Raw genomic sequence first — 25,969 nt, forward strand, 5'->3', positions numbered from 1 at the left:
AAAGGCAATTAATATGCTGTTTTCTCCGACACTATCTTCTCCCTTAACACCAAGTGCGGTCAAAATTGAGCGAGAAAATCTTAAGCAATTTGAGCTAGAGAATTTTTCTCGTTATTCCATTTTTGAGCTTATTGAAAATCGCAGTGATTTTTATGATGCCTTATTGATTCAATTTTGGCAGGAAATGGGATTAAGTGAACAACAGGGGATTGCTTTAATTGCGGTGGGCGGTTATGGACGGCGTGAGATGTTTCCTTTGTCAGATTTAGATTTTTTGATTTTAGTCGAGCAAACCCCAAGCCCAAAGATTGAAGAAAAGATTACCCAATTTATCCAATTTTTATGGGATTGTGGCTTTGAGGTGGGAAATAGTGTTCGAACCTTAGAACAATGCGAATCGGAAGGAAAACAAGATATTACGATTGCCACCAATTTATTAGAAGCCAGATTTCTCACTGGAAATCGACCGCACTTTGATGCGCTAAATGAATTGGTAAAACGTGCTGATTTTTGGTCGAAAGAAGATTTTTTTAATGCCAAAGTGCAAGAGCAAATAGAACGTTATCAGCGTTATCACAATACGGCTTATAACCTTGAGCCAGATATTAAGTACAGCCCGGGTGGTTTGCGTGATTTGCATTTGTTGTATTGGGTGGCGTTGCGCCATTCGGGGGCGCTGACTCTTGAGGCCATTTTACAAAGTGGTTTTATTTATCCTCAAGAATATCAGCAACTACAAGAAAGTCGTGCATTTTTATTTAAAGTGCGGTTCGCTTTGCATTTGATTTTGAAACGTTACGATAATCGTCTGTTGTTTGATCGCCAAATTAAAGTCAGTGAATTATTGGGTTTCCGAGGGGAAGGCAATCAAGCTGTGGAAAAAATGATGAAATCTTTTTTTCAAGCTTTGCACCGAATTTCGCTGATTAGTAATTTGCTGATTCAGTATTATCGAGAAAATGTGCTTTCATCAAATCAGGACAGTGTGATTCATCAGTTAGATGATGATTTCCAACTGATTAACCAATGCTTATGTTTGCGCAATAGCCTTGTTTTTCAAGAAAAACCAGAGCGAATTTTAGATCTATTCTTTTATTTAACTCAGTACGAACAGGTCAATATTCATTCTGATACCTTACGTCAATTACAAATTTCCTTAGATCAATTGCCACAAAAATTATGCGAAATTCCTGAGGCTCGAGAAAAATTTCTGCGTTTGTTTAATCAACCTAATGCGATTAAGCGTGCGTTTATGCTGATGCACCAATATGGCGTATTAACTGCGTATCTTCCGCAATGGCAAGCCATTGAGGGCTTAATGCAATTTGATTTGTTCCATATTTATACGGTGGATGAGCATACATTGCGCGTGATGTTGAAATTGGAAAGTTTTCTGTCACAGGAAAGTGTGCAAGAACATCCCATTGCTCATCGAATTTTTAGTCAACTTTCTGACCGCACTTTGCTTTATATTGCAGCGTTATTCCACGATATTGCAAAAGGGCGGGGTGGTGATCATGCAGAACTTGGCGCAGAAGACGTAGCAGACTTTGCGCAATTACATGGTTTAGATCGTCGAGAAATTGATACCCTTGCTTGGCTCGTAAAATCCCATTTGCTGATGTCAATTACTGCGCAACGCCGTGATATTCATGATCCAGAAGTCGTCATGAATTTTGCGGAAGCCGTGCAAAATCAAGTTCGATTAGATTATCTCACCTGTTTAACGGTGGCGGATATTTGTGCAACCAATTGTAATTTATGGAATAGCTGGAAACGTTCGCTTTTTGCCTCTTTATATGAATTTACCGAACAGCAATTTGCACAAGGCATGAAAGAATTGCTTGATTACTCAGAAAAATCAGCAGAAAACCGAAAACTTGCACAACAAATTTTAACGCAGGATTATTCCGATATTACGCCAATTTCGATTGAGCAATTATGGGATCGTTGCCCTGAAGATTATTTTGTGCGTAATACGCCAAAACAAATTGCGTGGCATACAAGTTTGCTGGTGGATTTCGCTGAGGCATTATTAGTGAAAATTAGTAATCGCTTTTCACTTGGTGGCACGGAAGTATTTATTTATTGCCAAGATCAACCGCACTTATTTAATAAAGTGGTGACTACCATTGGAGCAAAAAAATTCAGTATCCATGATGCACAGATTATTACGACACAAGATGGTTATGTTTTTGATAGCTTTATCATCACGGAACTTAACGGTGAATTAGTGGAATTTGATCGTCGCCGAGAACTAGAGCAAGCCCTAACAGTAGCCCTTCAAAGTGAAAAATTGCCCACACTTTCTATTACACCGAATCGTCAGCTTCAACATTTTACTGTGCAAACAGACGTGCGTTTTTTACATGAAAACAAAAAAGAGCATACTGAAATGGAACTGGTTGCGTTGGATAAACCGGGGTTATTAGCGCAAGTGAGCCAGATTTTTAGTGAGTTAAATCTCAATTTATTGAATGCGAAAATTACCACTGTGGGCGAGAAAGCCGAGGACTTTTTTATTTTGACGAATAAATTAGGGAAAGCTCTTGCAAGAGAGGAGCGAGAAAACTTGCGCCATGTGATTATCCAAGATGTTACATCATAAGCCAAAATGCGGTGGAACACACCGCATTTTTTAACGCTAAGCAATCGCTGAAAAAGCAATATCTGCAGCCGAAAGCGTTCTCTCTATATCTTCATCGGTGTGGGCGAGCGACATAAATCCTGCCTCAAAAGCAGATGGCGCAAGGTATATCCCCTGTTCTAACATTTTATGGAAGAAAATTTTAAATTTCTCGGTGTCGCATTTCATGACTTCAGCATAGGATGTTATTTCCTGTTGTTCAGTGAAGAAAATACCAAACATACCGCCTACATAGTTTACGACAAAAGGTACATGATGTTTTTCGGCAAGAGATTTTAATCTTAGACAAAGTTTCTCTGTTTTTATTGCAAGTTGTTGTTCATTGCCTGGTTTTTTCAATTCGTTTAAGCAAGCTAAACCCGCCGCCATTGCAATAGGATTACCAGAAAGTGTACCCGCTTGATATACCGGACCAGTTGGAGCAAGATATTCCATGATAGCTTTTTTACCCCCTACCGCACCGACAGGCATTCCACCACCGATAACTTTACCTAGAGTTGTAAGATCAGGTGTTACACCATAATAAGATTGTGCTCCAGCAAGTGCCACACGAAAACCTGTCATAACCTCATCAATGATGAAAAGTGCGCCATATTTGTCGCAAAGTTCTCGTATTCCTTGTAAAAATCCCGATTTCGGTGGAACACAATTCATATTGCCAGCTACAGGCTCGATGATGACACAAGAAATACTATCAGGATATTGTTCAAATAGCGCTTTTACTGAGTCAAGATTATTGTATTCTGCCGTTAATGTATATTTCGCAAAATCTTCAGGTACGCCTGGAGAGCTTGGTTGACCAAGTGTTAATGCCCCCGAGCCTGCTTTTACAAGCAATGAGTCTGAATGACCATGGTAACAACCTTCAAATTTTAAGATTTTATCACGACCAGTATAACCACGAGCAAGGCGAATTGCCGTCATCGTTGCTTCGGTGCCTGAACTCACCATACGCACCATTTCAATAGAAGGGACAATATTACAGACCAGTTCTGCTAAATCAATTTCAGAAGGGGTGGGAGCACCAAAACTTAAACCATTTTCAGCCGCTTTAAGTACAGCATTTAAGATCGATGGATGATTATGGCCTAAAATCATTGGCCCCCAAGAACCAACATAGTCAACATATTGTTTTCCATTAGTATCATAAATATAGGCACCTTGCGCTTTTTGAATGAATACGGGGGTACCACCAACGCCTTTAAAGGCGCGTACAGGGGAATTTACTCCACCTGGAATAAAGGACTGAGCACGAGAAAAAAGTGCGGTTGAATCTGTCATTGTTTTTTCCTTTCTTATAAAAATGACGGTATTGTACTGAAAAATAGACTCTTTGTTAAAAATATCTTTATTGGTAAATTTCCCTTATGTTATCCTTTACAAAAAATTTTTAGGATCAAATTATGTTGAGTCTTTTAGTTGCGTTTTTAGGCGCATTTATTACGCTTATCGTAATGCGTCCAATTGCAAATAAAATTGGATTAGTTGATAAACCAAATTATCGCAAACGCCACCAGGGTGCAATTCCGCTAATTGGTGGCGTATCACTTTTTGTTGGTAATCTTTGCTATTACCTGATGGAATGGGATCAGCTTCGATTACCGTATCTCTATTTGTTCAGTATTTTTGTTTTATTGGCGATTGGGATTTTAGATGATCGCTTTGATATCAGTCCTTTCTTAAGAGCGGGAATTCAAGCAATTCTGGCGATTTTAATGATCGATCTTGGGAATGTTTATCTGGATCATCTAGGTCAGATTTTAGGGCCCTTCCAGTTAACGCTTGGTTCAATTGGTTTGATTATTACCGTCTTTGCCACTATTGCGATTATTAATGCCTTTAATATGATTGATGGTATTGATGGATTGCTCGGTGGGCTTTCTTGCGTTTCTTTTGCCGCGATTGGTTTCTTGATGTATCGAGATGGGCAAATGGATATGGCGCATTGGAGTTTTGCTTTAATTGCGTCGATTTTGCCTTATTTGATGCTAAATCTAGGGATTCCATTTGGCCCGAAATATAAGGTGTTTATGGGGGATGCGGGAAGTACATTAATTGGCTTTACCATTATTTGGATTTTGTTATTGAGTACACAAGGAAAAGGGCATCCTATGAATCCAGTCACCGCACTTTGGATTATTGCGATTCCTTTGATTGATATGGTTGCGATTATTTATCGCCGAGTTCGTAAAGGTAAGAGCCCATTCCGCCCAGATCGTTTACATGTCCATCATTTAATGGTGAGAGCTGGGTTGACATCAAGACAAGCCTTTTTATTGATTACATTTGTTTCTGCAATTTGTGCAACGATTGGTATTTTAGGGGAAATTTATTATGTGAATGAGTGGGCGATGTTTATTGGCTTTTTCATTTTATTTTTCCTTTATGTATATTCAATTACGCGTGCATGGCGAATTACTCGTTGGGTAAGAAGAATGAAACGTCGAGCCAAACGGTTGAAGAAAGCATAAAAATAAAGGCTTGTGTTATTAAATCACAAGCCTTTATTTTTTGAGAAAATTCACCGCACTTTTAACATTTTGGTGATCTATTTTTATAGATAGAAAAAATCCCTAGCCTTTTGGCTAGGGATTGAAATTTGGAGCGGGAAACGAGGCTCGAACTCGCGACCCCGACCTTGGCAAGGTCGTGCTCTACCAACTGAGCTATTCCCGCAATAATGCTTTTATAATGTGAAATTTGGAGCGGGAAACGAGGCTCGAACTCGCGACCCCAACCTTGGCAAGGTTGTGCTCTACCAACTGAGCTATTCCCGCAGTTCACATCAGTGAATGAGCCCGCATTATACAAATATTTTTAGGGCTTGCAAGGGCAATTTCATAAAAAGAAATTTTTTGTTGAAGTTTTCGTCAATCTAATTTCATGAAATGTTCGCGATAATAAGCTAGCTCTTTAATCGATTCTCGAATGTCATCTAGCGCCAAATGCGTATTCTCTTTTTTAAAGCCTTCTAAAATTTCAGGTTTCCAACGTGCTGCAAGTTCTTTTAATGTGCTAACGTCTAAATGACGATAATGAAAATAATCAGCTAAATCAGGCATATATTTCACTAAGAAGCGTTTATCTTGCGCAATACTGTTACCGCAAATTGGCGACGCACCTTTGGGAACCCATTTTTTTAAAAAGTCTAAGGTTTGTAATTCTGCTGCACGTTCGGTGAGTTTGCTGGCTTTTACGCGTTCAATTAAGCCGTTTTCACTATGTGTTTTTTGGCACCAATCATTCATTTTATTGAGTAATTCATCAGATTGATGAACAGCTAATACCGGGCCCTCTGCCAAAATATTCAAATTTTTATCTGTCACAATAGTCGCAATTTCAATAATACGTTCTTTTTCCGGATCTAAACCGGTCATTTCTAAATCAATCCAAATAAGATTTTGTTTATCGAATGGCATAATATCAGGTATCCTATGCAAAAATTTTTTTCATTTTACCAAAAACAAGGGAAAAAACGACCGCACTTTTATGGCTAAACGTAAATTAACTCAAAACCAAACTAGAAGAATTCAATCGAATAATGCGAAAGCATTACATCGCCATAAGAAAAAAGAGATTGAATGGTCAGATGAAATGCTTGGCGAATCACAAGAAGGTGTTGTGGTAACGCGTTATTCGATTCATGCTGATGTAGAAAATGAACAAGGTGAAATTTATCGTTGTAATTTGCGCCGTACCTTGTCGAGTTTGGTGGTGGGAGATAAAGTCGTTTGGCGTAAAGGCAATGAACAATTACAAGGTGTGAGTGGCGTGATTGAGGCAATTCACCCTCGAGAAAATGAAATTTCCCGTCCGGACTATTATGATGGTTTGAAACCCATTGCGGCGAATATTGATCGTATTATTATTGTATCAGCAGTATTGCCAACGCTTTCCTTAAATATTATCGATCGTTATCTTGTTGTGTGTGAAATTGCAGGAATCACGCCTCTCATTGTTTTGAATAAAGTGGATTTATTGGCACAAGAACAGCGTCAAGAAATTGAAGATCAACTCAAAATTTACCAAGATATTGGCTATGAAATTTTAATGATTTCAGCAAAGAGTGGTGAAAATATGGAAAAATTGACCGCACTTTTGGCACAAGGCACGGCGATTTTTGTTGGGCAATCTGGTGTTGGTAAATCGAGTCTAATTAATCATATTTTGCCTAGCGTAAACGCTCAAGTAGGTGATGTGAGTGAAACATCAGGCTTAGGGCAACATACGACGACATCATCGCGTCTTTATCATTTGCCACAAGGTGGTAATTTAATTGATTCGCCAGGAATTAGAGAATTTGGGCTTTGGCATTTAGATGCGGAGCAAATCACAAAAGGGTATCGAGAATTTCAATATGTTTTGGGAACTTGTAAATTCCGTGATTGTAAACATTTGAGCGATCCAGGATGTGCATTACGTGAAGCGGTCGAGCAAGGGAAAATTTCGCCAGTGCGTTATGATAATTACCATCGATTAATTGAAAGTTTAAGTGAAACAAAATCACAACGTCATTTTTCAGTAGTTTAACGATTGCGTAAGGTGGCTAAAAAATAGGCATATTTGTTGCTTTTTCACAATTTAGTTTAAGTTTTTTGTGTTTATTGTTGATTATTTTGCTTTGAACAAGGATACTAAGGCGATTTCTTAGTTTTTATTTTTTAACTATTATTTAGTAGAGGTAGCATTATGTACTCAAAAGATGTCGAAATCACTGCGCCAAATGGCTTACATACTCGCCCAGCTGCGCAATTTGTGAAAGAAGCTAAAGCCTTTTCTTCTGATATCACAGTAACGTCTGCTGGTAAGAGCGCAAGTGCAAAAAGTTTGTTTAAGCTACAAACATTAGGGTTAACACAGGGAACAGTGATTACCATTTCTGCAGAAGGTGAAGATGAGCAACAGGCTGTAGACCATTTAGTTGCTTTAATTCCAACCTTAGAATAATACTGACTTAGCCATAAAATTGAGAAATTTTATGGCTATTGTTTATCTATCCCTTTTTTAATTATTTCGGAAGGTATCTATGATTTCTGGCATTCTCGCATCCCCAGGTATTGCCTTTGGTAAGGCACTTGTTCTCAAAGAAGAAAAGATTGTTCTTGATACGCAAAAAATTACTGATGATCAAATTGACGCAGAAATTGCTCGATTTTATGAAGGTCGGGCATTGGCGGTGGAACAACTTAATTCAATCAGAGAGCGCGCATTAATTTCTTTAGGCGAAGAAAAAGCCGCGATCTTTGAAGGTCACTTGATGATTCTTGAGGATGAAGAATTAGAAGAAGAAATTCTTGATTATCTTCGTTCAAATAAAGTCAATGCCGCAGTTGCAGCGAGCAAAATTATTGATCAACAAGTCACAATGTTGTCGGAGATCGATGATGAATATTTGAAAGAGCGTGCTGGAGATATTCGTGATATTGGTAACCGTTTAATTAAAAATATTTTGGGCATGTACATAGTAGATCTTGGCGATATTCAAGAAGAATCAATTCTTGTTGCTTATGATCTGACTCCTTCAGAAACTGCTCAACTTAATCTTGAAAAAGTATTAGGGGTTGTCACTGATATTGGTGGTAGAACGTCTCATACTTCTATTATGGCGCGTTCTTTAGAATTACCAGCGATTGTGGGCACAAATAATGTGACCGAATTAGTCAATACAGGTGATTATTTAATCTTAGATGCCATAAATAATCAAGTTTATATTAATCCAATGCAATCTCAGATTGATGAATTAAAAACACTTGAAGCTAAAATTTCTGAGGAAAAAGCCGAGTTAGCTAAATTAAAAGATCTTCCTGCAATCACATTGGATGGACACAAGGTTGATGTTGTCGCGAATATTGGGACAATCCGTGATTGTGAAGGAGCAGATCGCAATGGCGCGGAAGGTATTGGTTTATACCGAACTGAATTCTTATTTATGGATCGTGAACAGCTTCCGACGGAAGAAGAACAATTCATCGCCTATAAAGAAGTCGTAGAGGCAATGAACGGGCGTTTAACCGTGCTTCGTACCATGGATATTGGTGGCGATAAAGAGCTTCCATATTTAGATTTACCAAAAGAAATGAATCCATTCTTGGGATGGCGTGCGATTCGTATTGCGTTAGATCGCCGTGAAATTTTAAATGCACAATTACGCGCGGTGTTACGTGCTTCAGCGTTTGGTAAATTGGCCGTGATGTTCCCGATGATTATTTCTGTAGAAGAAATTCGAGAATTAAAAGCGGTTATTGAAACATTAAAAGCGGAATTACGTGCAGAAGGAAAAGCTTTCGATGAGCATATCCAAGTGGGTGTCATGGTTGAAACACCATCTGCTGCTGTAAATGCAAAATTCTTAGCAAAAGAAGTAGATTTCTTCAGTATCGGTACTAACGATTTAACCCAATATACTTTGGCGGTGGATCGAGGCAATGAGTTAATTTCTCATCTTTACAATCCGATGCAGCCATCTGTACTTGGTTTAATAAAACAAGTAATTGATGCTTCTCACGCAGAGGGCAAATGGACGGGAATGTGCGGTGAATTAGCCGGTGATGAACGTGCAACCTTATTGTTACTTGGTATGGGATTAGATGAATTTAGTATGAGTGCTATTTCCGTACCTCGAATTAAAAAATTAATCCGTAATGTGAATTTTCAAGATGCAAAAGCCCTTGCTAATGCCGCATTACAAAAACCGACCGCTTCGGAAATTGAGCAGTTAATCGAAGAATTTTTGGCGGAAAATGCATTAAATTAAACAAAATTGTTTGATTTTACGTTAAAATAACAGCCAATCTATGAATTGATAGGAGATTAAAATGGGCTTATTTGACAAATTATTCGGTTCAAAAGAAAACAAATCTGTGGAAGTTGAAATTTATGCACCTATCTCTGGTGAGATTGTAAATATTGAAGATGTTCCCGATGTAGTTTTCTCTGAAAAAATCGTGGGTGATGGTGTTGCTATTCGTCCTACCGGTAACAAAATCGTTGCGCCAGTGGATGGTGTGATTGGTAAAATTTTTGAAACCAATCATGCTTTCTCAATGGAATCAAAAGAAGGTGTAGAATTATTTGTACACTTTGGTATTGATACCGTTGAGTTGAAAGGCGAAGGCTTTGCTCGTATTGCGCAAGAAGGTCAATCTGTTAAGCGCGGTGATACTGTGATTGAATTTGATCTTCCTTTATTAGAATCAAAAGCAAAATCTGTATTAACACCCGTTGTTATTTCCAATATGGATGAAATTTCTTGCATCGTGAAAAAATCAGGTGAAGTGGTCGCTGGAGAGTCAGTGGTATTAAGCTTAACTAAATAATTTCTTTACGATAAAAAAGTCCGCCTTTGTGCGGATTTTTTATTTATGCAAATAAAACTGTGGTGTAGATAGGATTCAACCGGAAAAATTAAAAATGATCTATAAACTTACTGGCTCACTCCAACACTACGTATGGGGAGGGCATCAATATATTCCTCAATTACTGAATATTCCTACAGAAGAAAATCAATATTATGCTGAATGGTGGTTAGGCGCACATCATTCTGCGCCTTCAACTATTGAAGTCGATGGTAAAAATGTATTACTTACTGAATTTTTACAGAAAAATCCTACCGCACTTGGCGCACAAAGCCGAGCAAGTTTTGGTGATGAATTACCGTATTTATTAAAAATTCTTGATGTCGCCCAACCTCTTTCCATTCAACTTCATCCAACAAAAACGCAAGCTGAGATAGGTTTTGCGGAAGAAAATGAGAAAGGCATTGATTTAAAAGCATCAACACGAACTTATAAAGATAACAATCATAAACCTGAAATGATGATTGCTTTATCTGATTTCTGGTTGTTGCATGGTTTTAAAAATAAATCGGATATTATCGAAACTTTAGCATCGCGATCATCTTTAGCCCCGCTTGCAAAAAAATTACATAAACAAGATTTACATGCTTTCTATGCCGATATTATGCAAGTAGAACAAGCTCAGCTACACCAATGGCTTTCTCCAATTCTGTTGGAAAATCAAACTGCTTATGAGGCTAATAATCTGGATTTAACTAATCCAGATTATTGGGTGCTTTACACCATTGATGCGATGAATATTTCTTTAGATAAATTAGATGCAGGTTTAATCTGCTTCTATTTGTTTAATATTGTGCACCTCAAAAAAGGTGAGGGAATTTACCAAGATGCTGGCATTCCGCACGCTTATTTGCGTGGGCAAAATATTGAACTGATGGCTTGTTCAGATAATGTGATTCGAGGTGGTTTAACGCCTAAATATGTGGATATTCCAGAATTGCTTAAAATTGTAGATTGTCGTGAAGTGGAGCCTAAAATTATCCCGTCGGCACCTCAGGACGCGCGTATATTTACTTATGCTACGCCTGCGCAAGATTTCGCTTTGCAAAATATTCAATATGAATGTGGTGAAACTCATCATTTAAAAGCACAAAGTGCGAGTATTTTATTGGTGATGAATGGCCAATTAAATTTATGCTCAGAAACGACCGCACTTTCTTTTAAACAAGGCGAGGCAGCTTTCATTACCGAGAATGCTTCTTATGAGGTGGAAGGTTTAATTGAAGGCTATGCAGTGATAGCAAAATTGCCTTAATTTTATACAAAATAGGCTATAAAAGTGCGGGTGGATTTGATAGACTTTTTATACAATCTATCCACTAAAGGAGAAAAATATGCTTGATGGATTCGCTATTTCCACATTAATTTTTGTGATATTAGTCGCATTAATTTTGTTTTCTACAGTGAAAACCGTACCACAAGGCTATAACTGGACAATCGAACGTTTCGGTCGTTACACAAGAACGTTAATGCCAGGGCTAAATTTAGTGGTGCCTTTTGTTGATCGTATTGGTCGTAAAATTAATATGATGGAACAAGTTTTAGACATTCCTTCCCAAGAAGTGATTTCTAAAGATAACGCCAATGTTTCTATTGACGCGGTTTGTTTTGTCCAAGTGATTGATGCCCGAAGTGCGGCTTATGAAGTAAACCATTTGGAACAAGCTATCATCAATTTAACCATGACAAATATTCGAACCGTGCTTGGCTCGATGGAGCTTGATGAAATGCTTTCCCAACGTGATTCTATTAATAGTCGATTATTGGCTATTGTGGATGAAGCGACAAATCCATGGGGGATTAAAGTAACCCGTATTGAAATTCGTGATGTTCGTCCGCCTCGTGAATTGATTGATTCTATGAATGCTCAAATGAAAGCGGAACGAAATAAACGTGCTGAAGTATTAGAGGCTGAGGGGATTCGTCAGGCTCAGATTCTTCGTGCTGAAGGTGAAAAACAAGCTAGAATTTTAAAAGCGGAAGGGGAGCGACAAGAAGCCTTTTTACAAGCTGAAGCTCGAGAACGAGCAGCAGAAGCTGAAGCAAAAGCAACGCAAATGGTATCAGAAGCAATTACCAGCGGTGACACCAAAGCGATTAACTACTTTATTGCACAAAAATATACGGAAGCATTGAAAGAAATCGGAAGTTCAGGAAACAGTAAAGTCGTGCTTATGCCATTAGAAGCTGGCAATTTAATTGGTTCTGTTGCTGGTATTGCGGAGTTATTAAAGGGCGATAAGAAATCTTAATTTAGATAAAGTGCGGTGATTTTTTTAATCGTTTATCACCGCACTTTTGTAATAAAAAGCCTTTACAACAAATAGGAGAATCTATGGCGGATTGGTTAATAAATTGGACGCTTTGGCACTGGCTGATTTTAGGTTTTATTTTGCTTATTGGTGAAGTGCTTACACCTGGGATATTTTTGCTATGGTGGGGATTAGCAGCTTTAGTGACGGCATTTGTACAATTTCTTTTTCCCAGCCTTTCTCTTGCCTCACTTGCTATTTTTTACGCGCTATTAGCTTGCATACTTTCAGTGATTTGGTGGAAATATCAACATGGTAAAGATCGCCATGATCAATATCATTCAACATTAAATCAGCGAGATCATGCGTTACTTGGTAAACAAGGTGTTGTTCAAGAACTTGGCGTGAATGGAATTGGTCGAGGCGCGTTTGGCGACACAACTTGGCGCATTCAAGGTGATAATCTCACGGTTGGAGCATTGATTGAAGTTGAACGTGTGGATGGTATTACGCTGATTGTAAAAAATATTTCTAATTAGTTTAGGATTTTAATTAATAATAAACAAGACAGGCGCTAGGCCTGTCTTTTTTTGTATGATTAAAATGTTCTTCTAAAATTTACCGCACTTTGAGATTAACCTAGCGTAGCTAAAATAATTTGCTCTTGATCAATGTGAATCCAAACCTGTTGCCCGATTTGCCATTGATTTGGTTGGTGGAGCGTGGCACAAAATTCAATGTCGCTGTCAGCAAATTGAAGGATGGCTTCTTCTTCATTTAGTGATTTGATATTTACAGGGAACTGATTAGCCTGATTTTCTAGTGGTTTTTCACTAATTTTCACCCAAGGTGCTTTGAACATCAACATCACTTCTTTTTCCGTAATGAGTTTCAAACGAGCCGAGCTTTTAGTGGTAATAGAAACTTGCAATGGGGTTGGTAATCCTTGCACATTCACATCCACAACACAACGAGAGTCAATGATTCGTTGTTGTGCCACTCGTCCAAAAAATTGATTGCGTGCGCTACTTTGTAAAGAAAAACGTGCAGTTGCCGTGAGTAAACTATCTAACGGAACAGATTCATCTTGTAAAATATGAAAAGCGTGTTCTTGCGTACGTTCTAATAAATCATAAAGCTGCAGCAAACGCTCGGCATAAGAGGTAAGTGCCGTACCTCCGCCATTTTTTCCACCTGTATTTCGTTCAAGCAATGGGCGAGGGCTGATTTTATTCATCGCTTCTAAATGATCCCACGCACTTTTATAGCTCACTTTTGCATTTTTCGCTGCTTGATTAATCGAACCGCATTGTTGAATTTCTTTGAGTAAACGCACTCGTTTTGGATCGATAAAAAGTTCTTGTTGAAGTTTAATGGTGAGTAAGATCTCGGTATTTTTCATTTTTCTGTTCCTTATCACAATACGGACATTTTACTATGAAAATAGATGAGATAAAACGCTCTGGCGGATAAACTATCTTTGAATAATATTAATTAACTGTTTTTTTAAACAGTTGATTGTTGAAATATATTATGAACTTCAGTAAACTGTTCGTCAGTTTTTAAACAAGCATTAATGCGTTATTGATATTTATGAAAACGGCTTTTTTCCAACCTGATATTCCTACCCAACCCAATGATCACAAAATTTTAGGCAATGTATTACCCGGCGCTGATGCATTGGCGATTAGTGAAATTGCAGAGCAAAATCAAAATTTAACAGTAGTGGTGACACCAGATACGCGAAGTGCGGTGCGTTTATCACGTGTTTTATCGGAATTAATCAGCCAAAATGTATGCCTTTTTCCTGATTGGGAAACCTTACCTTACGATACCTTTTCTCCCCATCAAGAAATCATTTCCTCTCGTTTAAGTGCGCTTTTCCATTTACAAAATGCGAAAAAAGGCATTTTCTTATTGCCGATTTCGACATTAATGCAACGCCTTTGCCCGCCACAATATTTACAACACAATGTGCTTCTGATTAAAAAAGGCGATCGTTTGGTCATCGATAAAATGCGCTTACAATTGGAAGCCGCGGGCTATCGTGCTGTGGAGCAAGTATTGGAACATGGTGAATATGCGGTTCGTGGAGCCTTGTTGGATCTTTTTCCAATGGGAAGTGCGGTGCCTTTTCGTCTTGATTTTTTTGATGATGAAATTGATTCCATTCGCACTTTTGACGTGGATACGCAACGTACTCTTGATGAAATTAACTCAATTAATCTTTTGCCTGCTCACGAATTTCCAACGGATGACAAAGGGATTGAATTTTTCCGTGCGCAATTTCGTGAAACTTTTGGTGAAATTCGCCGAGATCCCGAACATATTTATCAGCAAATCAGTAAAGGTACCTTGATTTCTGGCATTGAATATTGGCAACCACTTTTCTTTTCTGAAATGGCGACTTTGTTTGATTATTTGCCAGAACAAACGCTGTTTGTGGATATGGAAAACAATCAAACGCAAGGAGAACGTTTTTATCAAGATGTAAAACAGCGTTATGAACAACGTAAAGTGGATCCGATGCGTCCCCTTTTATCGCCTGAAAAATTATGGCTTAATGTTGATGAAGTCAATCGCCGATTGAAATCTTATCCACGCATTACATTTAAAGCGGAAAAAGTGCGGTCATCGGTACGCCAGAAAAATTTACCTGTTGCTGCTTTACCAGAAGTGACCGTTCAATCCCAGCAAAAAGAACCATTGGGGCAATTACGCCAATTTATTGAGCATTTTAAAGGAAATATACTGTTTTCTGTGGAGACGGAAGGTCGCCGAGAGACTTTGCTTGATTTGCTTTCACCATTAAAACTCAAGCCAAAACAAATTCAATTCTTGGAACAGGCTGAAAATGAAAAATTTAGCTTGTTAGTCAGCTCTCTTGAACAAGGTTTTATTATTGAACAATCGCTTCCTGTCGCGATTCTTGGCGAAGCTAATTTACTTGGCGAACGTGTTCAACAACGTTCTAGAGATAAACGTAAAACGATTAATCCTGACACGCTTGTGCGCAATCTTGCCGAGCTGAAAATAGGGCAACCCGTTGTGCATCTTGATCATGGTGTGGGGCGTTATGGCGGTTTGGTCACCTTAGATACAGGTGGCATTAAAGCAGAATATTTGCTGCTAAATTATGCAAATGAATCAAAACTTTATGTGCCAGTCACTTCATTACATTTGATTAGCCGTTATGTCGGTGGTTCTGATGAAAGTGCGCCATTACATAAATTGGGTAACGAGGCTTGGGCGAAATCACGCCAAAAAGCAGCGGAGAAAATTCGTGATGTTGCGGCCGAGTTACTAGATGTTTACGCACAACGTGAAGCGAAGAAAGGCTTTGCCTTTAAATATGATCGTGAAGAATTTCAACAGTTTGCCGCAACTTTTCCTTTTGAAGAAACCTACGATCAGGAAATGGCAATTAATGCGGTAATTTCTGATATGTGTCAGCCAAAAGCAATGGATCGCCTTGTTTGCGGTGATGTAGGTTTTGGTAAAACTGAAGTGGCAATGCGTGCCGCATTTTTGGCTGTGATGAATCATAAGCAAGTTACAGTGCTAGTGCCAACTACACTGTTAGCCCAACAGCATTATGAGAATTTTAAGGATCGTTTTGCAAATTTGCCGGTGAACGTAGAAGTGTTATCCCGTTTTAAAACTGCAAAAGAACAAAAACAAATTCTGGAAAATCTTGCAGAAGGCAAAGTCGATATATTGATTGGTACCCATAAATTAATTCAATCAGATGTAAAATTTAATGATCTTGGTTTGTTGATTATTGATGAAGAACATCGTTTCGGTGTGGGCCAAAAAGAGAAAATTAAACAGCTCCGTGCGAATATCGATATTCTTACGCTAACGGCAACGCCAATTCCGCGTACGCTCAATATGGCGATGAATGGTATTCGTGATCTTTCCATTATTTCTACGCCACCTGCTCGCCGATTAAGTATTAAAACCTTTGTCCGCCAGAATGACGATCTTGTTGTACGAGAAGCAATTTTGCGTGAAATCTTACGTGGCGGGCAGGTTTATTATCTCCATAATGATGTCGCAAGTATTGAAAATACAGCAGAAAAACTCACCGCACTTGTACCTGAAGCACGAGTGATTGTGGGGCACGGACAAATGCGAGAACGTGAGTTAGAACGTGTGATGAGTGATTTTTATCATCAGCGTTATAACGTCTTAGTTTGTTCAACCATTATCGAAACGGGTATTGATGTGCCAACGGCAAATACCATTATTATTGAACGAGCAGATCATTTTGGTTTGGCTCAGTTGCATCAATTACGTGGACGAGTCGGGCGTTCACATCATCAGGCTTATGCTTATTTGCTTACGCCACCGCCAAAAATGATGACAAAAGATGCTGAACGCCGCCTAGATGCGTTAGAAAATCTTGATAACCTTGGGGCTGGTTTTATCTTGGCTACTCATGATTTAGAGATTCGTGGCGCAGGCGAATTACTTGGAAATGAACAAAGCGGACAAATTGAAAGCATCGGTTTTTCGCTTTATATGGAATTATTGGATGCGGCGGTTAAAGCATTAAAAGAAGGGCGTGAACCATCATTAGAAGAATTGACTCAACAACAAGCAGATATTGAATTGCGCGTGCCTGCTTTATTGCCAGATGATTATCTAGGTGATGTGAATATGCGTTTATCCTTTTATAAACGAATTGCCGCAGCAGAGAGTAAATCAGAATTGGATGAGTTAAAAGTTGAGTTGATAGATCGATTCGGATTATTGCCTGATGCGACAAAAAATCTACTGCAAATTGCAGAATTGCGTTTGTTGGTTGAGCCGTTGAAAGTTGTGCGAATTGATGCAGGAATGCAAGGCGGTTTTATTGAGTTTTCACCAAAAGCACAAGTGAATCCAGATAAATTTATTCAATTAATTCAAAAAGAACCTATTGTGTATCGATTTGATGGTCCATTGAAATTTAAGTTCATGAAAGATTTATCTGATAACAAAGTGCGCTTAGAATTTGTGGTAGATTTGTTGAAAGCAATTGCTTCATAAAAAGAAGTCCGATCATCATGATCGGACTTTTTGTTTATATCTTTGGTGGAAGAATTATTGTACTAATAAGTAAAAATTGTTGTCTCCACGTAAAATATTTAAGGCTACAGCCGATGGTTCATCATCAAGCGCTTTACTTAATTCAGATGTGTTTTCAACCAGTTGACGGTTTATACCAATAATAATGTCGCCAGCTTTTAAACCACGTTGTGCAGCAAGCGAGTTCGGTTGAACCTTGGTGATTTCAATCCCTTTGATGCCTTTTGTATCATAGTTTTTCAATGTCGCGCCATCTAACGCAGGTAATTCCGTTTTAGAGGAAAGTTGGTTTCCATCATCCGCCTGTAATTTCACTTTAACATCGTGAGATTTACCATCGCGTAAGTAAGTTAAACTAATCTCTTTTCCTGCACCAGAGGTGGCAATTTTTGCACGCATTTCTGCGAAGCTTGAGATTTTTTGACCGTTCATCGCCGTGATAATATCCCCTGCTTTAATGCCAGCTTTTTCAGCGGCTGATTTAGGTAATACTTCACTTACAAATGCGCCTTGTTGTGCGCTCACGTTAAAGGCTTTGGCTAAATCAGCATTGAGTTCTCCACCTTTAATACCAAGCAATCCTCGGCGTACTTCACCAAATTCTAAAATTTGTTGCACTAAATTATTTGCTTGATTACTTGGAATCGCAAAGGCAATTCCTGCATTGCCACCGCTTGGAGAAATAATCGCGGTGTTGATACCAATAAGTTCACCATTTAGGTTGACTAATGCACCACCTGAATTACCGCGGTTTACAGCAGCATCAGTTTGAATATAGTTTTCATAAGCACCGCTATCAGAGCCAGTTGAGCGACCTAATGCAGAAACAATGCCTGATGTAACAGTTTGACCTAAACCAAATGGATTACCAATTGCAACAGTAAAATCGCCTACGCGTAATTTATCGGAATCAGCAAATTTGATTTCTGTTAAATTACTTGGTTTTTCAAGTTGAACTAATGCAATATCTGATTGCTCATCTTTACCCACTAATTTGGCTTTAAACTCTCGGCCATCTTGTAATTGCACGGTAATTTTATCAGCCCCGTCAATAACATGGTTATTTGTTAAAACATAGCCTTTATTTGCATTAATAATGACGCCAGAACCTAAACCACGGAAGTTACGTTTTGATTCACCCCGTCCGCCAAATTGTTCAGCAAAACGATCGCCGAAGAAGAATTTAAATTCCTCAGGAATATCGTCTTGAAAAGGAGAACGTGAATCAACTTTTGCTTTTCCTTCAACAGAAAGCGTCACCACCGCAGGTTGAACTTTTTCTAACATCGGTGCCAAACTATTTTGCTCTGAAATGAAGCTTGGTAAATCGGCTTGAGCCACAAATGGTGTACTCAAGACACTTAATCCGAGCGCAATACTGCTTAATACAAAACGTGTTTTTTTCATAAAATACTCCAAAATAGATTTCAGATAACGTAGTCTATGAGACAAAGAAATAAAAAAAATGTTCAATCATGGATTTATTTCTCGTATTTATTGAACGTTTCTAAAGGAAATCGGAGCAGTACAAAAACGCCTTACAAGTAGCAAATTCTGCAAATTTATGGTCTAATACGCAGAATTTTCTAGTCAATAAAAAGGTCAAAAAATGAGCTGGATTAACCGAATTTTTAGTAAAAGTCCGTCTTCTTCTACTCGAAAAGCAAATGTGCCGGAAGGCGTGTGGACAAAATGTACTTCTTGTGAACAAGTACTTTATAGTGAAGAACTCAAACGTAATCTTTATGTTTGCCCAAAATGCGGTCATCATATGCGTATTGACGCACGTGAGCGTTTATTAAAATTATTGGACGAAGGTTCAAGCCAAGAAATTTCGGCAGATTTAGAACCAAAAGATATTTTAAAATTTAAAGATTTAAAGAAATATAAAGATCGTATCAGTGCGGCGCAAAAAGAAACGGGTGAAAAAGATGCGTTAATTACCATGACTGGTACACTTTATAATATGCCAATTGTTGTGGCTGCATCGAACTTTGCTTTTATGGGCGGTTCAATGGGTTCTGTAGTTGGTGCAAAATTTGTTAAAGCGGCTGAAAAAGCTATGGAAATGAATTGTCCATTTGTGTGTTTCTCTGCGAGTGGTGGTGCACGTATGCAAGAAGCATTGTTCTCTTTAATGCAAATGGCAAAAACTAGTGCAGTGCTTGCCCAAATGCGTGAAAAAGGTGTGCCGTTTATTTCGGTATTAACGGATCCGACTTTAGGCGGCGTATCAGCCAGTTTTGCGATGTTAGGGGATTTAAATATTGCTGAACCAAAAGCTTTAATTGGTTTTGCAGGTCCACGTGTTATTGAACAAACTGTGCGTGAAAAACTCCCAGAAGGTTTCCAACGTAGTGAGTTTCTACTTGAGAAAGGGGCAATTGATATGATCGTAAAACGTTCAGAAATGCGTAAAACTTTGGCAAGTGTACTGAGTAAATTAACGAATCAACCTTCTCCTTTTGTAGAACCTGAACTCATTTCAGAAGATGAATAATATGCAACTTAAAGCCACTTCGCCACTCGCTGAGTGGCTTTCTTATTTAGAAAAAAGCCATTTTAAACCCATCGATCTCGGTTTAGATCGTATTAAATCCGTGGCAGAAAAATTGGATTTACTTCATCCTGCCCCTTATGTGATAACGGTGGGGGGGACGAATGGTAAAGGCACGACTTGCCGTTTGTTAGAAACGATTCTGCTTAATCACGGATTACGTGTGGGCGTGTATTCTTCGCCTCATTTACTACGTTATAACGAGCGAGTACGCATTCAAAATCAAGATTTACCCGATGAAGCACATACTGCCTCTTTTGCTTTTATTGATGAAAATAAAACAGAATCGCTGACTTATTTTGAATTTAGCACCCTTTCTGCCTTGCATTTATTTAAGCAAGCGAAATTAGATGTGGTGATTTTAGAAGTGGGGTTGGGTGGTCGTTTAGATGCGACCAATATTGTGGATAGCCATCTTGCTGTGATTACTAGCATCGATATTGATCACACCGATTTTCTTGGGGATACCAGAGAGGCTATTGCTTTTGAAAAAGCAGGAATTTTCCGCAAAAATTGCCCTGTCGTGATTGGCGAACCTAATGTGCCACAAACAATGTTAGATCAGGCTGGAAAATTACATTGCCAAGTTTCCCGACGTGATGTGGATTGGTCATTTGAGCAAAATGCTGAAAATTGGCAATGGCAAAATAAAAAAGTGCGGTTAAAAAATTTGCCGTTTTGTCAGATTCCATTGGCGAATGCGGCAACAGCCCTTGCAGCCGTTCAATACTTGCCGTTTGATATTTCAGAACAGATTTTACGAAAATCTTTGCAAGAGGTAGAACTGGTTGGTCGTTTTCAAGCAATAAAAGTAGATAAACGTGAAAAATTAGCAGATTATCTTGGCGTATCAGTTGAAACCTTGCCAACAATCATCGTTGACGTGGGGCATAATCCTCACGCTGCAAAATATTTATCTGAAAAATTAACCGCACTTAAATGCAACATTGAGGGCAAAATTATTGCCGTATGTGGGATGCTCAAAGACAAAGATGCAAATGGGGTATTTGCGCATTTAACGCCTATTATTGATGAATGGCATTGTGTCACCTTAGGCGGCTACCGCGGGCAGTCAGGTGATGAATTAGCAGAGAAATTGAAAAGTCATTTCTCACATGTTCAGGCTACATCTGATAATTCTGTTATGGATGGTGTGCGCACAGCGCTCAAAAGTGCGGTAAAAAATGATGTTGTTTTAGTCTTTGGATCTTTCCACACCGTAGCCGAATTTTGGTCGGTTGTAGAGTAAACATCAATTGACCTTATTTATTGGGGAGGGGAGTGGTTCTGGCTCTCCCAAAAAATAAGGCTCAACGCCTAATATCAAATCCAAAACCGCTTTTATACGCGCAAAAACTTCTCTTATTCGGGTCGATAGATGTAATTCAGGTTGTTTGGCTACAAAACAAATCGCATCAATATCATGTGCTTTGGCAATTAAAAGTGCACGTTCGCAATGAAATTTTTGGCTGACAATCGTAAATGCTTGTACTTGGAAAATTTTATCTGCGCGGATAACGGAATCTAGCGTACGGAAACCAGCAAAATCACGGAACATAGAGGCTTCAGATACGCCCATTTTTCGTAAATCACGAAACATTGCTCTTGGTTCGTTATATTGGACAGTGCGATTATCGCCACTTAATAAAAGGTAATTGACTTTTTGATGATCGATCAACTCTTTTGCGGCGGCTAAACGATACTCGTAATAAGCATTAGGTTTTCCACCAATAATATATTTCGATGTGCCCAGCACAAGAGCATATGCACGAGGGGGGAGTTCATCAATATTCGTGAATACCTTATCATGCACATAAAAACTTACGCCTTTATCGACAAGCAAGCAAAGCATAATCAGTGCAAAGATTGTATAGAGCGATATACGAAAAAGTGCGGTTAATTTTGATGGTAATTTTTTTATTATCATGCCTGTAAACATAATGAAAAATTCCCCGCACTTCAAGGAGAATTTGATGGATTTTATGAATTGTATTGATGTGTGATAATTTAGCCGTTTAGACGGCTAAAATTTCTTGACAACCTAATCGACTTACTGATAGTTTAAGTGCCATTCTCATTATTACAATAGGTTTCCAATGTCTGTGCAAAATGTAGTGCTTTTTGACACACAGCCTTTAACCATGACGCTTGGTGGCAAGCTTTCCCATATCAATGTCGCGTATCAAACTTATGGTACGCTTAATGCCGAAAAAAATAATGCGGTATTAATTTGCCATGCTTTAACTGGCGATGCTGAGCCTTATTTCGATGATGGTCGCGATGGCTGGTGGCAGAATTTTATGGGCAAAGGTTTAGTATTGGATACGGATCGTTATTTTTTTATTAGCTCGAACGTATTAGGTGGTTGTAAGGGAACAACAGGGCCTTCATCAATTAATCCGCAAACGGGTAAACCTTATGGTAGCCAATTTCCTAATATTGTCGTGCAAGATATTGTCAAAGTACAAAAAGCCTTGCTTGATCATCTTGGCATTAGCCATTTAAAAGCCATTATTGGTGGATCTTTTGGCGGTATGCAAGCGAATCAATGGGCGATTGATTATCCTGATTTTATGGATAATATCGTGAATCTTTGCTCATCCATTTATTTTAGTGCGGAAGCCATAGGCTTTAACCATGTTATGCGTCAAGCGGTAATTAATGACCCTAATTTTAATGGTGGCGATTACTATGATGGTACACCGCCAGATCAAGGGCTATCTATTGCTCGTATGCTAGGTATGTTGACTTACCGTACTGATTTACAGCTTGCAAAAGCCTTTGGACGGGCTACAAAATCAGATGGCAGCTTTTGGGGAGACTACTTTCAAGTTGAATCCTACCTTTCTTACCAAGGTAAAAAATTTTTAGAACGTTTTGATGCCAATAGTTATTTGCATTTGTTACGTGCGTTGGATATGTATGATCCAAGCATTGGGTATGAAAATGTCAAAGAGGCATTGTCACGCATTAAAGCACGCTATACATTGGTTTCTGTGACAACGGACCAGCTCTTTAAGCCAGTTGACCTTTATAAAAGTAAACAACTTTTAGAACAAAGTGGAGTCGATCTACATTTTTACGAATTCCCATCAGATTACGGACACGATGCGTTTTTAGTGGATTATGATCAGTTTGAAAAACGAATCAGAGATGGTTTGGCGGGTAATTAATGAGTCATAAAAAAAGTGCGGTGAAATTTCACCGCACTTCTTTTTTATAATAGGTTATTCTTCAGAACCGCTTTCTTCCAAAGAATCTTCTTCATCTGCATCACAAACACGTTCTAAACTTACTACGTGTTCATCATCGGCAGTACGAATTAAACGAACACCTTGCGTGTTACGACCTACGATGCTCACTTCGCTTACGCGTGTGCGAACAAGGGTTCCAGCATCGGTAATCAACATAATTTGGTCTGTTTCTTCTACTTGAGTTGCAGCAACTACTTTACCATTGCGTTCGCTCACTTTAATCGAAATCACACCTTTTGTATTACGTGATTTAGTTGGGTATTCACTTAATTGTGTGCGTTTTCCGTAGCCGTTTTGCGTTGCAGTTAAAATTGCACCTTCACCTTTTGGCACAACGAGAGAAACCACTTTATCGATATTTAAATCTAATGATGCTTCGGCGTTGTCATCAGAAATTTCTTCAATTTCTACCGCACTTTCATCGTCAGAAATATCGTTTGTTAAAGCGAGTTTGATACCGCGAACCCCAGTTGCTAAACGCCCCATTGCACGCACAGCATTTTCAGCAAAACGTACCACGCGACCTTGTGATGAGAACAACATAATTTCGTTGCTACCATCGGTAATATCCACACCGATTAATTCATCTTCATCACGTAAATTCAATGCGATGATACCGTTTGAACGTGGACGACTAAATTCGGTTAAGGCGATTTTCTTCACAATACCGCCAGCAGTTGCCATAACTACGAATTTATCTTCTTCGTAAGCAGAAACTGGCAAGATTGCAGTAATACGTTCGTTTTCTTGTAACGGAAGAATATTCACAATTGGACGACCGCGTGCACCACGGCTTGCTTGTGGAAGTTGATATACTTTCAACCAATATAAACGACCACGGCTAGAGAAACAGAGGATCGTATCGTGAGTATTTGCCACCAGTAATTTTTCGATGAAATCTTCTTCTTTCATCTTCGTTGCAGATTTACCTTTACCGCCACGGCGTTGAGCCTCATAGTCAGTTAATGGTTGGTATTTCACATAACCTTCGTGAGAAAGCGTCACAACTACATCTTCTTGTGCGATTAAATCTTCTAAATCAATATCACCAGAAGCTGCGGTAATTTCAGTTAAACGATCATCACCAAATTGTGCTTTTACTTCTTCTAATTCTTCACGAATCACTTCTATTAAGCGTTCTGCGCTACTTAAAATATGAAGAAGATCCGCAATTTTAACTAATAATTCTTCATATTCTTTTACAACTTCTTCAAAGGCAATGCCTGTTAAACGATGTAAGCGAAGTTCTAGAATTGCGTTTACTTGTGCTGGCGATAAGTAATATTGTTCACCTTGAATACCAAGATTTTCTTCTAAATCATCAGGACGAGCAGAAACATCAAGAAGATTAATAATATCGCTATGTAACGTCCAAGAGCGTGAGCTGATTGCTGTTGCAGCCTCTTCACGGTTTTTAGAGTTACGAATGATCGCAATCATTTCATCGATATTAGAACGAGCAACCGCTAAACCTTCCAAAATGTGCGTACGTTCACGCGCTTTGCGAAGCTCAAAGATAGAACGACGTGTAACCACTTCACGGCGGTGTAAAACGAAGGATTCAATGATTTCTTTAAGATTAAATAAACGTGGCTGACCGTGATCCAATGCCACCATATTGATACCAAAGGTCACTTGCATTTGAGTAAGCGAGTAAAGATGGTTTAATACTACTTCACCTACTGCATCACGTTTAATATCAATTTCAATACGAATCCCTTCTTTGTTTGAAAGGTCAGTAATATTGCTGATGCCTTCGATTTTTTTCTCGCGAATTAATTCGGCGATTTTCTCGACTAATTTTGCTTTATTTACTTGGTATGGCAATTCAGACACGATAATTTGCTCGCGTCCTTTTTCGTTGGTTTCTACTGTTGCACGAGCACGAACATAAACTTTACCACGACCAGTGCGATAGGCTTCTTCAATCCCTTTACGACCATTAATTAATGCCGCAGTTGGGAAGTCTGGTCCCGGAATATGTTGCATTAATTCATCAATGGTAATTTCATTGTTGTCGATATAAGCCAAACAACCATTCAATACTTCATTTAAGTTGTGTGGAGGAATGTTAGTTGCCATCCCTACTGCAATACCAGAAGAACCATTTGCTAAAAGTGCTGGAATACGAGTCGGCAATACATCTGGAATCATTAATTCGCCGTCATAGTTTGGCGAGAAATTGACGGTTTCTTTATCCAAATCTGTGAGCAATGCTTGCGTGATTTTTTGCATACGAACTTCGGTATAACGCATTGCAGCTGGCGCATCACCATCAATTGAACCGAAGTTACCTTGCCCATCAACCAACATATAACGAAGTGAGAATGGTTGAGCCATACGAACGATAGTATCGTACACGGCTGAGTCACCATGCGGGTGATATTTACCGATTACATCACCTACAACACGCGCTGATTTTACGTATTTTTTATTGGCGGTATTACCTTCGCGATCCATTGAGAACAATACGCGGCGGTGAACAGGTTTTAAACCATCTCGAACGTCAGGTAATGCACGCCCAACGATAACCGACATCGCGTAGTCAAGGTAGGAAGATTTGAGTTCTTCTTCGATATTGACAGGGGTGATAGATGATTGGATTGAATCCGTCATTGGTATTCCTTTTTTGATCAAAAATTGTGGCAGATTATAGCATAAAGGTATGTTTTTTACATTAGGATTTCGCCTAATGGCGACTTACTTTCTTTTGCTTGTACAAAAGAAAGTAAGCAAAGAAAAGTACCCCCAGTTAAATCGCTGATCTTTGCTTTGTTTCAATTTTCTTTACGGCAATTTTCTAAACTCGCAACTACGTTGCTCAAACAGAC

The 25,969-nt window shown here is 38.8% G+C and carries 19 protein-coding genes and 2 tRNA genes; 13 read left to right on the forward strand and 8 right to left on the reverse strand.

The window, feature by feature from the left end:
• The first annotated feature begins 13 nt into the window (after positions 1–13).
• A complete protein-coding gene (gene glnD, locus LIX50_RS06960; RefSeq protein ID WP_048952661.1) occupies positions 14–2,608 on the forward strand; it encodes a bifunctional uridylyltransferase/uridylyl-removing protein GlnD in 2,595 nt (864 codons plus the stop codon).
• A 36-nt stretch (positions 2,609–2,644) separates the two neighbouring features.
• On the opposite strand, the gene hemL is transcribed toward glnD, so the two are convergent.
• Positions 2,645–3,928 carry a glutamate-1-semialdehyde 2,1-aminomutase gene (hemL, locus tag LIX50_RS06965; RefSeq protein ID WP_048952662.1) on the reverse strand — a complete coding sequence of 428 codons (1,284 nt, stop codon included), beginning with the start codon at positions 3,926–3,928 and terminating at the stop codon, positions 2,645–2,647.
• A gap of 122 nt (positions 3,929–4,050) precedes the next feature.
• On the opposite strand from hemL, the gene wecA reads away from it, so the two are divergent.
• Positions 4,051–5,118 (forward strand): UDP-N-acetylglucosamine--undecaprenyl-phosphate N-acetylglucosaminephosphotransferase, encoded by a 1,068-nt coding sequence (gene wecA, locus LIX50_RS06970; protein ID WP_048952663.1) that lies wholly within the window; start codon positions 4,051–4,053, stop codon positions 5,116–5,118.
• A 129-nt stretch (positions 5,119–5,247) separates the two neighbouring features.
• On the opposite strand, the gene LIX50_RS06975 is transcribed toward wecA, so the two are convergent.
• From LIX50_RS06975 to orn, 3 genes are all read right to left on the reverse strand, one after another.
• Positions 5,248–5,323: transfer RNA gene (locus LIX50_RS06975), tRNA-Gly, on the reverse strand.
• 25 nt (positions 5,324–5,348) lie between these two features.
• A tRNA-Gly gene (locus LIX50_RS06980) sits at positions 5,349–5,424 on the reverse strand.
• Between the two features lie 93 nt (positions 5,425–5,517).
• On the reverse strand, positions 5,518–6,066 hold the full coding sequence (orn, locus tag LIX50_RS06985) for an oligoribonuclease (RefSeq protein ID WP_009500975.1): 549 nt from the start codon (positions 6,064–6,066) through the stop codon (positions 5,518–5,520).
• A 70-nt stretch (positions 6,067–6,136) separates the two neighbouring features.
• Here orn and rsgA point away from each other — a divergent pair, with 70 nt between their 5' ends.
• The 7 genes from rsgA to LIX50_RS07020 all read left to right on the forward strand — a co-directional run bounded on the left by rsgA (position 6,137) and on the right by LIX50_RS07020 (position 12,793).
• Complete coding sequence (rsgA, locus tag LIX50_RS06990; protein WP_048953068.1) at positions 6,137–7,177, forward strand: small ribosomal subunit biogenesis GTPase RsgA; 1,041 nt, start codon at positions 6,137–6,139, stop codon at positions 7,175–7,177.
• 159 nt (positions 7,178–7,336) lie between these two features.
• The gene (gene ptsH, locus LIX50_RS06995) at positions 7,337–7,594 is read left to right on the forward strand and encodes a phosphocarrier protein Hpr (protein ID WP_005635899.1); all 258 of its coding nucleotides are present in this window, start codon (positions 7,337–7,339) and stop codon (positions 7,592–7,594) included.
• A 79-nt stretch (positions 7,595–7,673) separates the two neighbouring features.
• Positions 7,674–9,401, forward strand: a complete 1,728-nt coding sequence (gene ptsI / locus LIX50_RS07000) for a phosphoenolpyruvate-protein phosphotransferase PtsI (protein WP_048953067.1) — start codon at positions 7,674–7,676, stop codon at positions 9,399–9,401.
• 61 nt (positions 9,402–9,462) lie between these two features.
• Positions 9,463–9,963 carry a PTS glucose transporter subunit IIA gene (gene crr / locus LIX50_RS07005; protein ID WP_048953066.1) on the forward strand — a complete coding sequence of 167 codons (501 nt, stop codon included), beginning with the start codon at positions 9,463–9,465 and terminating at the stop codon, positions 9,961–9,963.
• 94 nt (positions 9,964–10,057) lie between these two features.
• Entirely contained in the window at positions 10,058–11,257 is a 1,200-nt protein-coding gene (manA, locus tag LIX50_RS07010) for a mannose-6-phosphate isomerase, class I (RefSeq protein WP_048953065.1), read from the forward strand.
• Between the two features lie 79 nt (positions 11,258–11,336).
• Positions 11,337–12,254, forward strand: a complete 918-nt coding sequence (locus LIX50_RS07015; RefSeq protein WP_005628412.1) for an SPFH domain-containing protein — start codon at positions 11,337–11,339, stop codon at positions 12,252–12,254.
• 83 nt (positions 12,255–12,337) lie between these two features.
• The gene (locus LIX50_RS07020; protein WP_048953064.1) at positions 12,338–12,793 is read left to right on the forward strand and encodes an NfeD family protein; all 456 of its coding nucleotides are present in this window, start codon (positions 12,338–12,340) and stop codon (positions 12,791–12,793) included.
• Between the two features lie 95 nt (positions 12,794–12,888).
• On the opposite strand, the gene LIX50_RS07025 is transcribed toward LIX50_RS07020, so the two are convergent.
• The gene (locus LIX50_RS07025) at positions 12,889–13,656 is read right to left on the reverse strand and encodes a TOBE domain-containing protein (protein WP_048953063.1); all 768 of its coding nucleotides are present in this window, start codon (positions 13,654–13,656) and stop codon (positions 12,889–12,891) included.
• 191 nt (positions 13,657–13,847) lie between these two features.
• Here LIX50_RS07025 and mfd point away from each other — a divergent pair, with 191 nt between their 5' ends.
• Positions 13,848–17,288 carry a transcription-repair coupling factor gene (mfd, locus tag LIX50_RS07030; RefSeq protein ID WP_048953062.1) on the forward strand — a complete coding sequence of 1,147 codons (3,441 nt, stop codon included), beginning with the start codon at positions 13,848–13,850 and terminating at the stop codon, positions 17,286–17,288.
• Between the two features lie 54 nt (positions 17,289–17,342).
• On the opposite strand, the gene LIX50_RS07035 is transcribed toward mfd, so the two are convergent.
• Positions 17,343–18,734, reverse strand: coding sequence for a DegQ family serine endoprotease (locus tag LIX50_RS07035; RefSeq protein WP_048953061.1), 1,392 nt, complete (start codon positions 18,732–18,734; stop codon positions 17,343–17,345).
• 202 nt (positions 18,735–18,936) lie between these two features.
• Here LIX50_RS07035 and accD point away from each other — a divergent pair, with 202 nt between their 5' ends.
• Positions 18,937–19,827 (forward strand): acetyl-CoA carboxylase, carboxyltransferase subunit beta, encoded by an 891-nt coding sequence (gene accD, locus LIX50_RS07040; protein ID WP_048953060.1) that lies wholly within the window; start codon positions 18,937–18,939, stop codon positions 19,825–19,827.
• A gap of 1 nt (position 19,828) precedes the next feature.
• Positions 19,829–21,133 carry a bifunctional tetrahydrofolate synthase/dihydrofolate synthase gene (folC, locus tag LIX50_RS07045; protein WP_048953059.1) on the forward strand — a complete coding sequence of 435 codons (1,305 nt, stop codon included), beginning with the start codon at positions 19,829–19,831 and terminating at the stop codon, positions 21,131–21,133.
• A 3-nt stretch (positions 21,134–21,136) separates the two neighbouring features.
• On the opposite strand, the gene LIX50_RS07050 is transcribed toward folC, so the two are convergent.
• Positions 21,137–21,823 (reverse strand): vancomycin high temperature exclusion protein, encoded by a 687-nt coding sequence (locus tag LIX50_RS07050; protein WP_046950031.1) that lies wholly within the window; start codon positions 21,821–21,823, stop codon positions 21,137–21,139.
• A 157-nt stretch (positions 21,824–21,980) separates the two neighbouring features.
• Between LIX50_RS07050 and metX the strand changes: the two genes are divergently transcribed.
• Positions 21,981–23,057 carry a homoserine O-acetyltransferase MetX gene (metX, locus tag LIX50_RS07055; protein WP_048953058.1) on the forward strand — a complete coding sequence of 359 codons (1,077 nt, stop codon included), beginning with the start codon at positions 21,981–21,983 and terminating at the stop codon, positions 23,055–23,057.
• Positions 23,058–23,111: 54 nt separating this feature from the next.
• Here metX and gyrA read toward each other — a convergent pair whose 3' ends face one another.
• A complete protein-coding gene (gene gyrA / locus LIX50_RS07060; RefSeq protein ID WP_048953057.1) occupies positions 23,112–25,754 on the reverse strand; it encodes a DNA topoisomerase (ATP-hydrolyzing) subunit A in 2,643 nt (880 codons plus the stop codon).
• Between the last annotated feature and the right edge of the window lie 215 nt (positions 25,755–25,969).

The sequence above is a fragment of the Haemophilus sp. Marseille-P9675 genome (assembly GCF_916862695.1).
Lineage (GTDB): Bacteria > Pseudomonadota > Gammaproteobacteria > Enterobacterales > Pasteurellaceae > Haemophilus > Haemophilus haemolyticus_K.

Coding starts and splice junctions, on each gene's coding strand:
- glnD (WP_048952661.1), top strand. CDS start 14: ATGCTGTTTTCTCCGACACTATCTTCTCCCTTAACACCAAGTGCGGTC.
- hemL (WP_048952662.1), bottom strand. CDS start 3,928: ATGACAGATTCAACCGCACTTTTTTCTCGTGCTCAGTCCTTTATTCCA.
- wecA (WP_048952663.1), top strand. CDS start 4,051: ATGTTGAGTCTTTTAGTTGCGTTTTTAGGCGCATTTATTACGCTTATC.
- orn (WP_009500975.1), bottom strand. CDS start 6,066: ATGCCATTCGATAAACAAAATCTTATTTGGATTGATTTAGAAATGACC.
- rsgA (WP_048953068.1), top strand. CDS start 6,137: ATGGCTAAACGTAAATTAACTCAAAACCAAACTAGAAGAATTCAATCG.
- ptsH (WP_005635899.1), top strand. CDS start 7,337: ATGTACTCAAAAGATGTCGAAATCACTGCGCCAAATGGCTTACATACT.
- ptsI (WP_048953067.1), top strand. CDS start 7,674: ATGATTTCTGGCATTCTCGCATCCCCAGGTATTGCCTTTGGTAAGGCA.
- crr (WP_048953066.1), top strand. CDS start 9,463: ATGGGCTTATTTGACAAATTATTCGGTTCAAAAGAAAACAAATCTGTG.
- manA (WP_048953065.1), top strand. CDS start 10,058: ATGATCTATAAACTTACTGGCTCACTCCAACACTACGTATGGGGAGGG.
- LIX50_RS07015 (WP_005628412.1), top strand. CDS start 11,337: ATGCTTGATGGATTCGCTATTTCCACATTAATTTTTGTGATATTAGTC.
- LIX50_RS07020 (WP_048953064.1), top strand. CDS start 12,338: ATGGCGGATTGGTTAATAAATTGGACGCTTTGGCACTGGCTGATTTTA.
- LIX50_RS07025 (WP_048953063.1), bottom strand. CDS start 13,656: ATGAAAAATACCGAGATCTTACTCACCATTAAACTTCAACAAGAACTT.
- mfd (WP_048953062.1), top strand. CDS start 13,848: ATGAAAACGGCTTTTTTCCAACCTGATATTCCTACCCAACCCAATGAT.
- LIX50_RS07035 (WP_048953061.1), bottom strand. CDS start 18,734: ATGAAAAAAACACGTTTTGTATTAAGCAGTATTGCGCTCGGATTAAGT.
- accD (WP_048953060.1), top strand. CDS start 18,937: ATGAGCTGGATTAACCGAATTTTTAGTAAAAGTCCGTCTTCTTCTACT.
- folC (WP_048953059.1), top strand. CDS start 19,829: ATGCAACTTAAAGCCACTTCGCCACTCGCTGAGTGGCTTTCTTATTTA.
- LIX50_RS07050 (WP_046950031.1), bottom strand. CDS start 21,823: ATGTTTACAGGCATGATAATAAAAAAATTACCATCAAAATTAACCGCA.
- metX (WP_048953058.1), top strand. CDS start 21,981: ATGTCTGTGCAAAATGTAGTGCTTTTTGACACACAGCCTTTAACCATG.
- gyrA (WP_048953057.1), bottom strand. CDS start 25,754: ATGACGGATTCAATCCAATCATCTATCACCCCTGTCAATATCGAAGAA.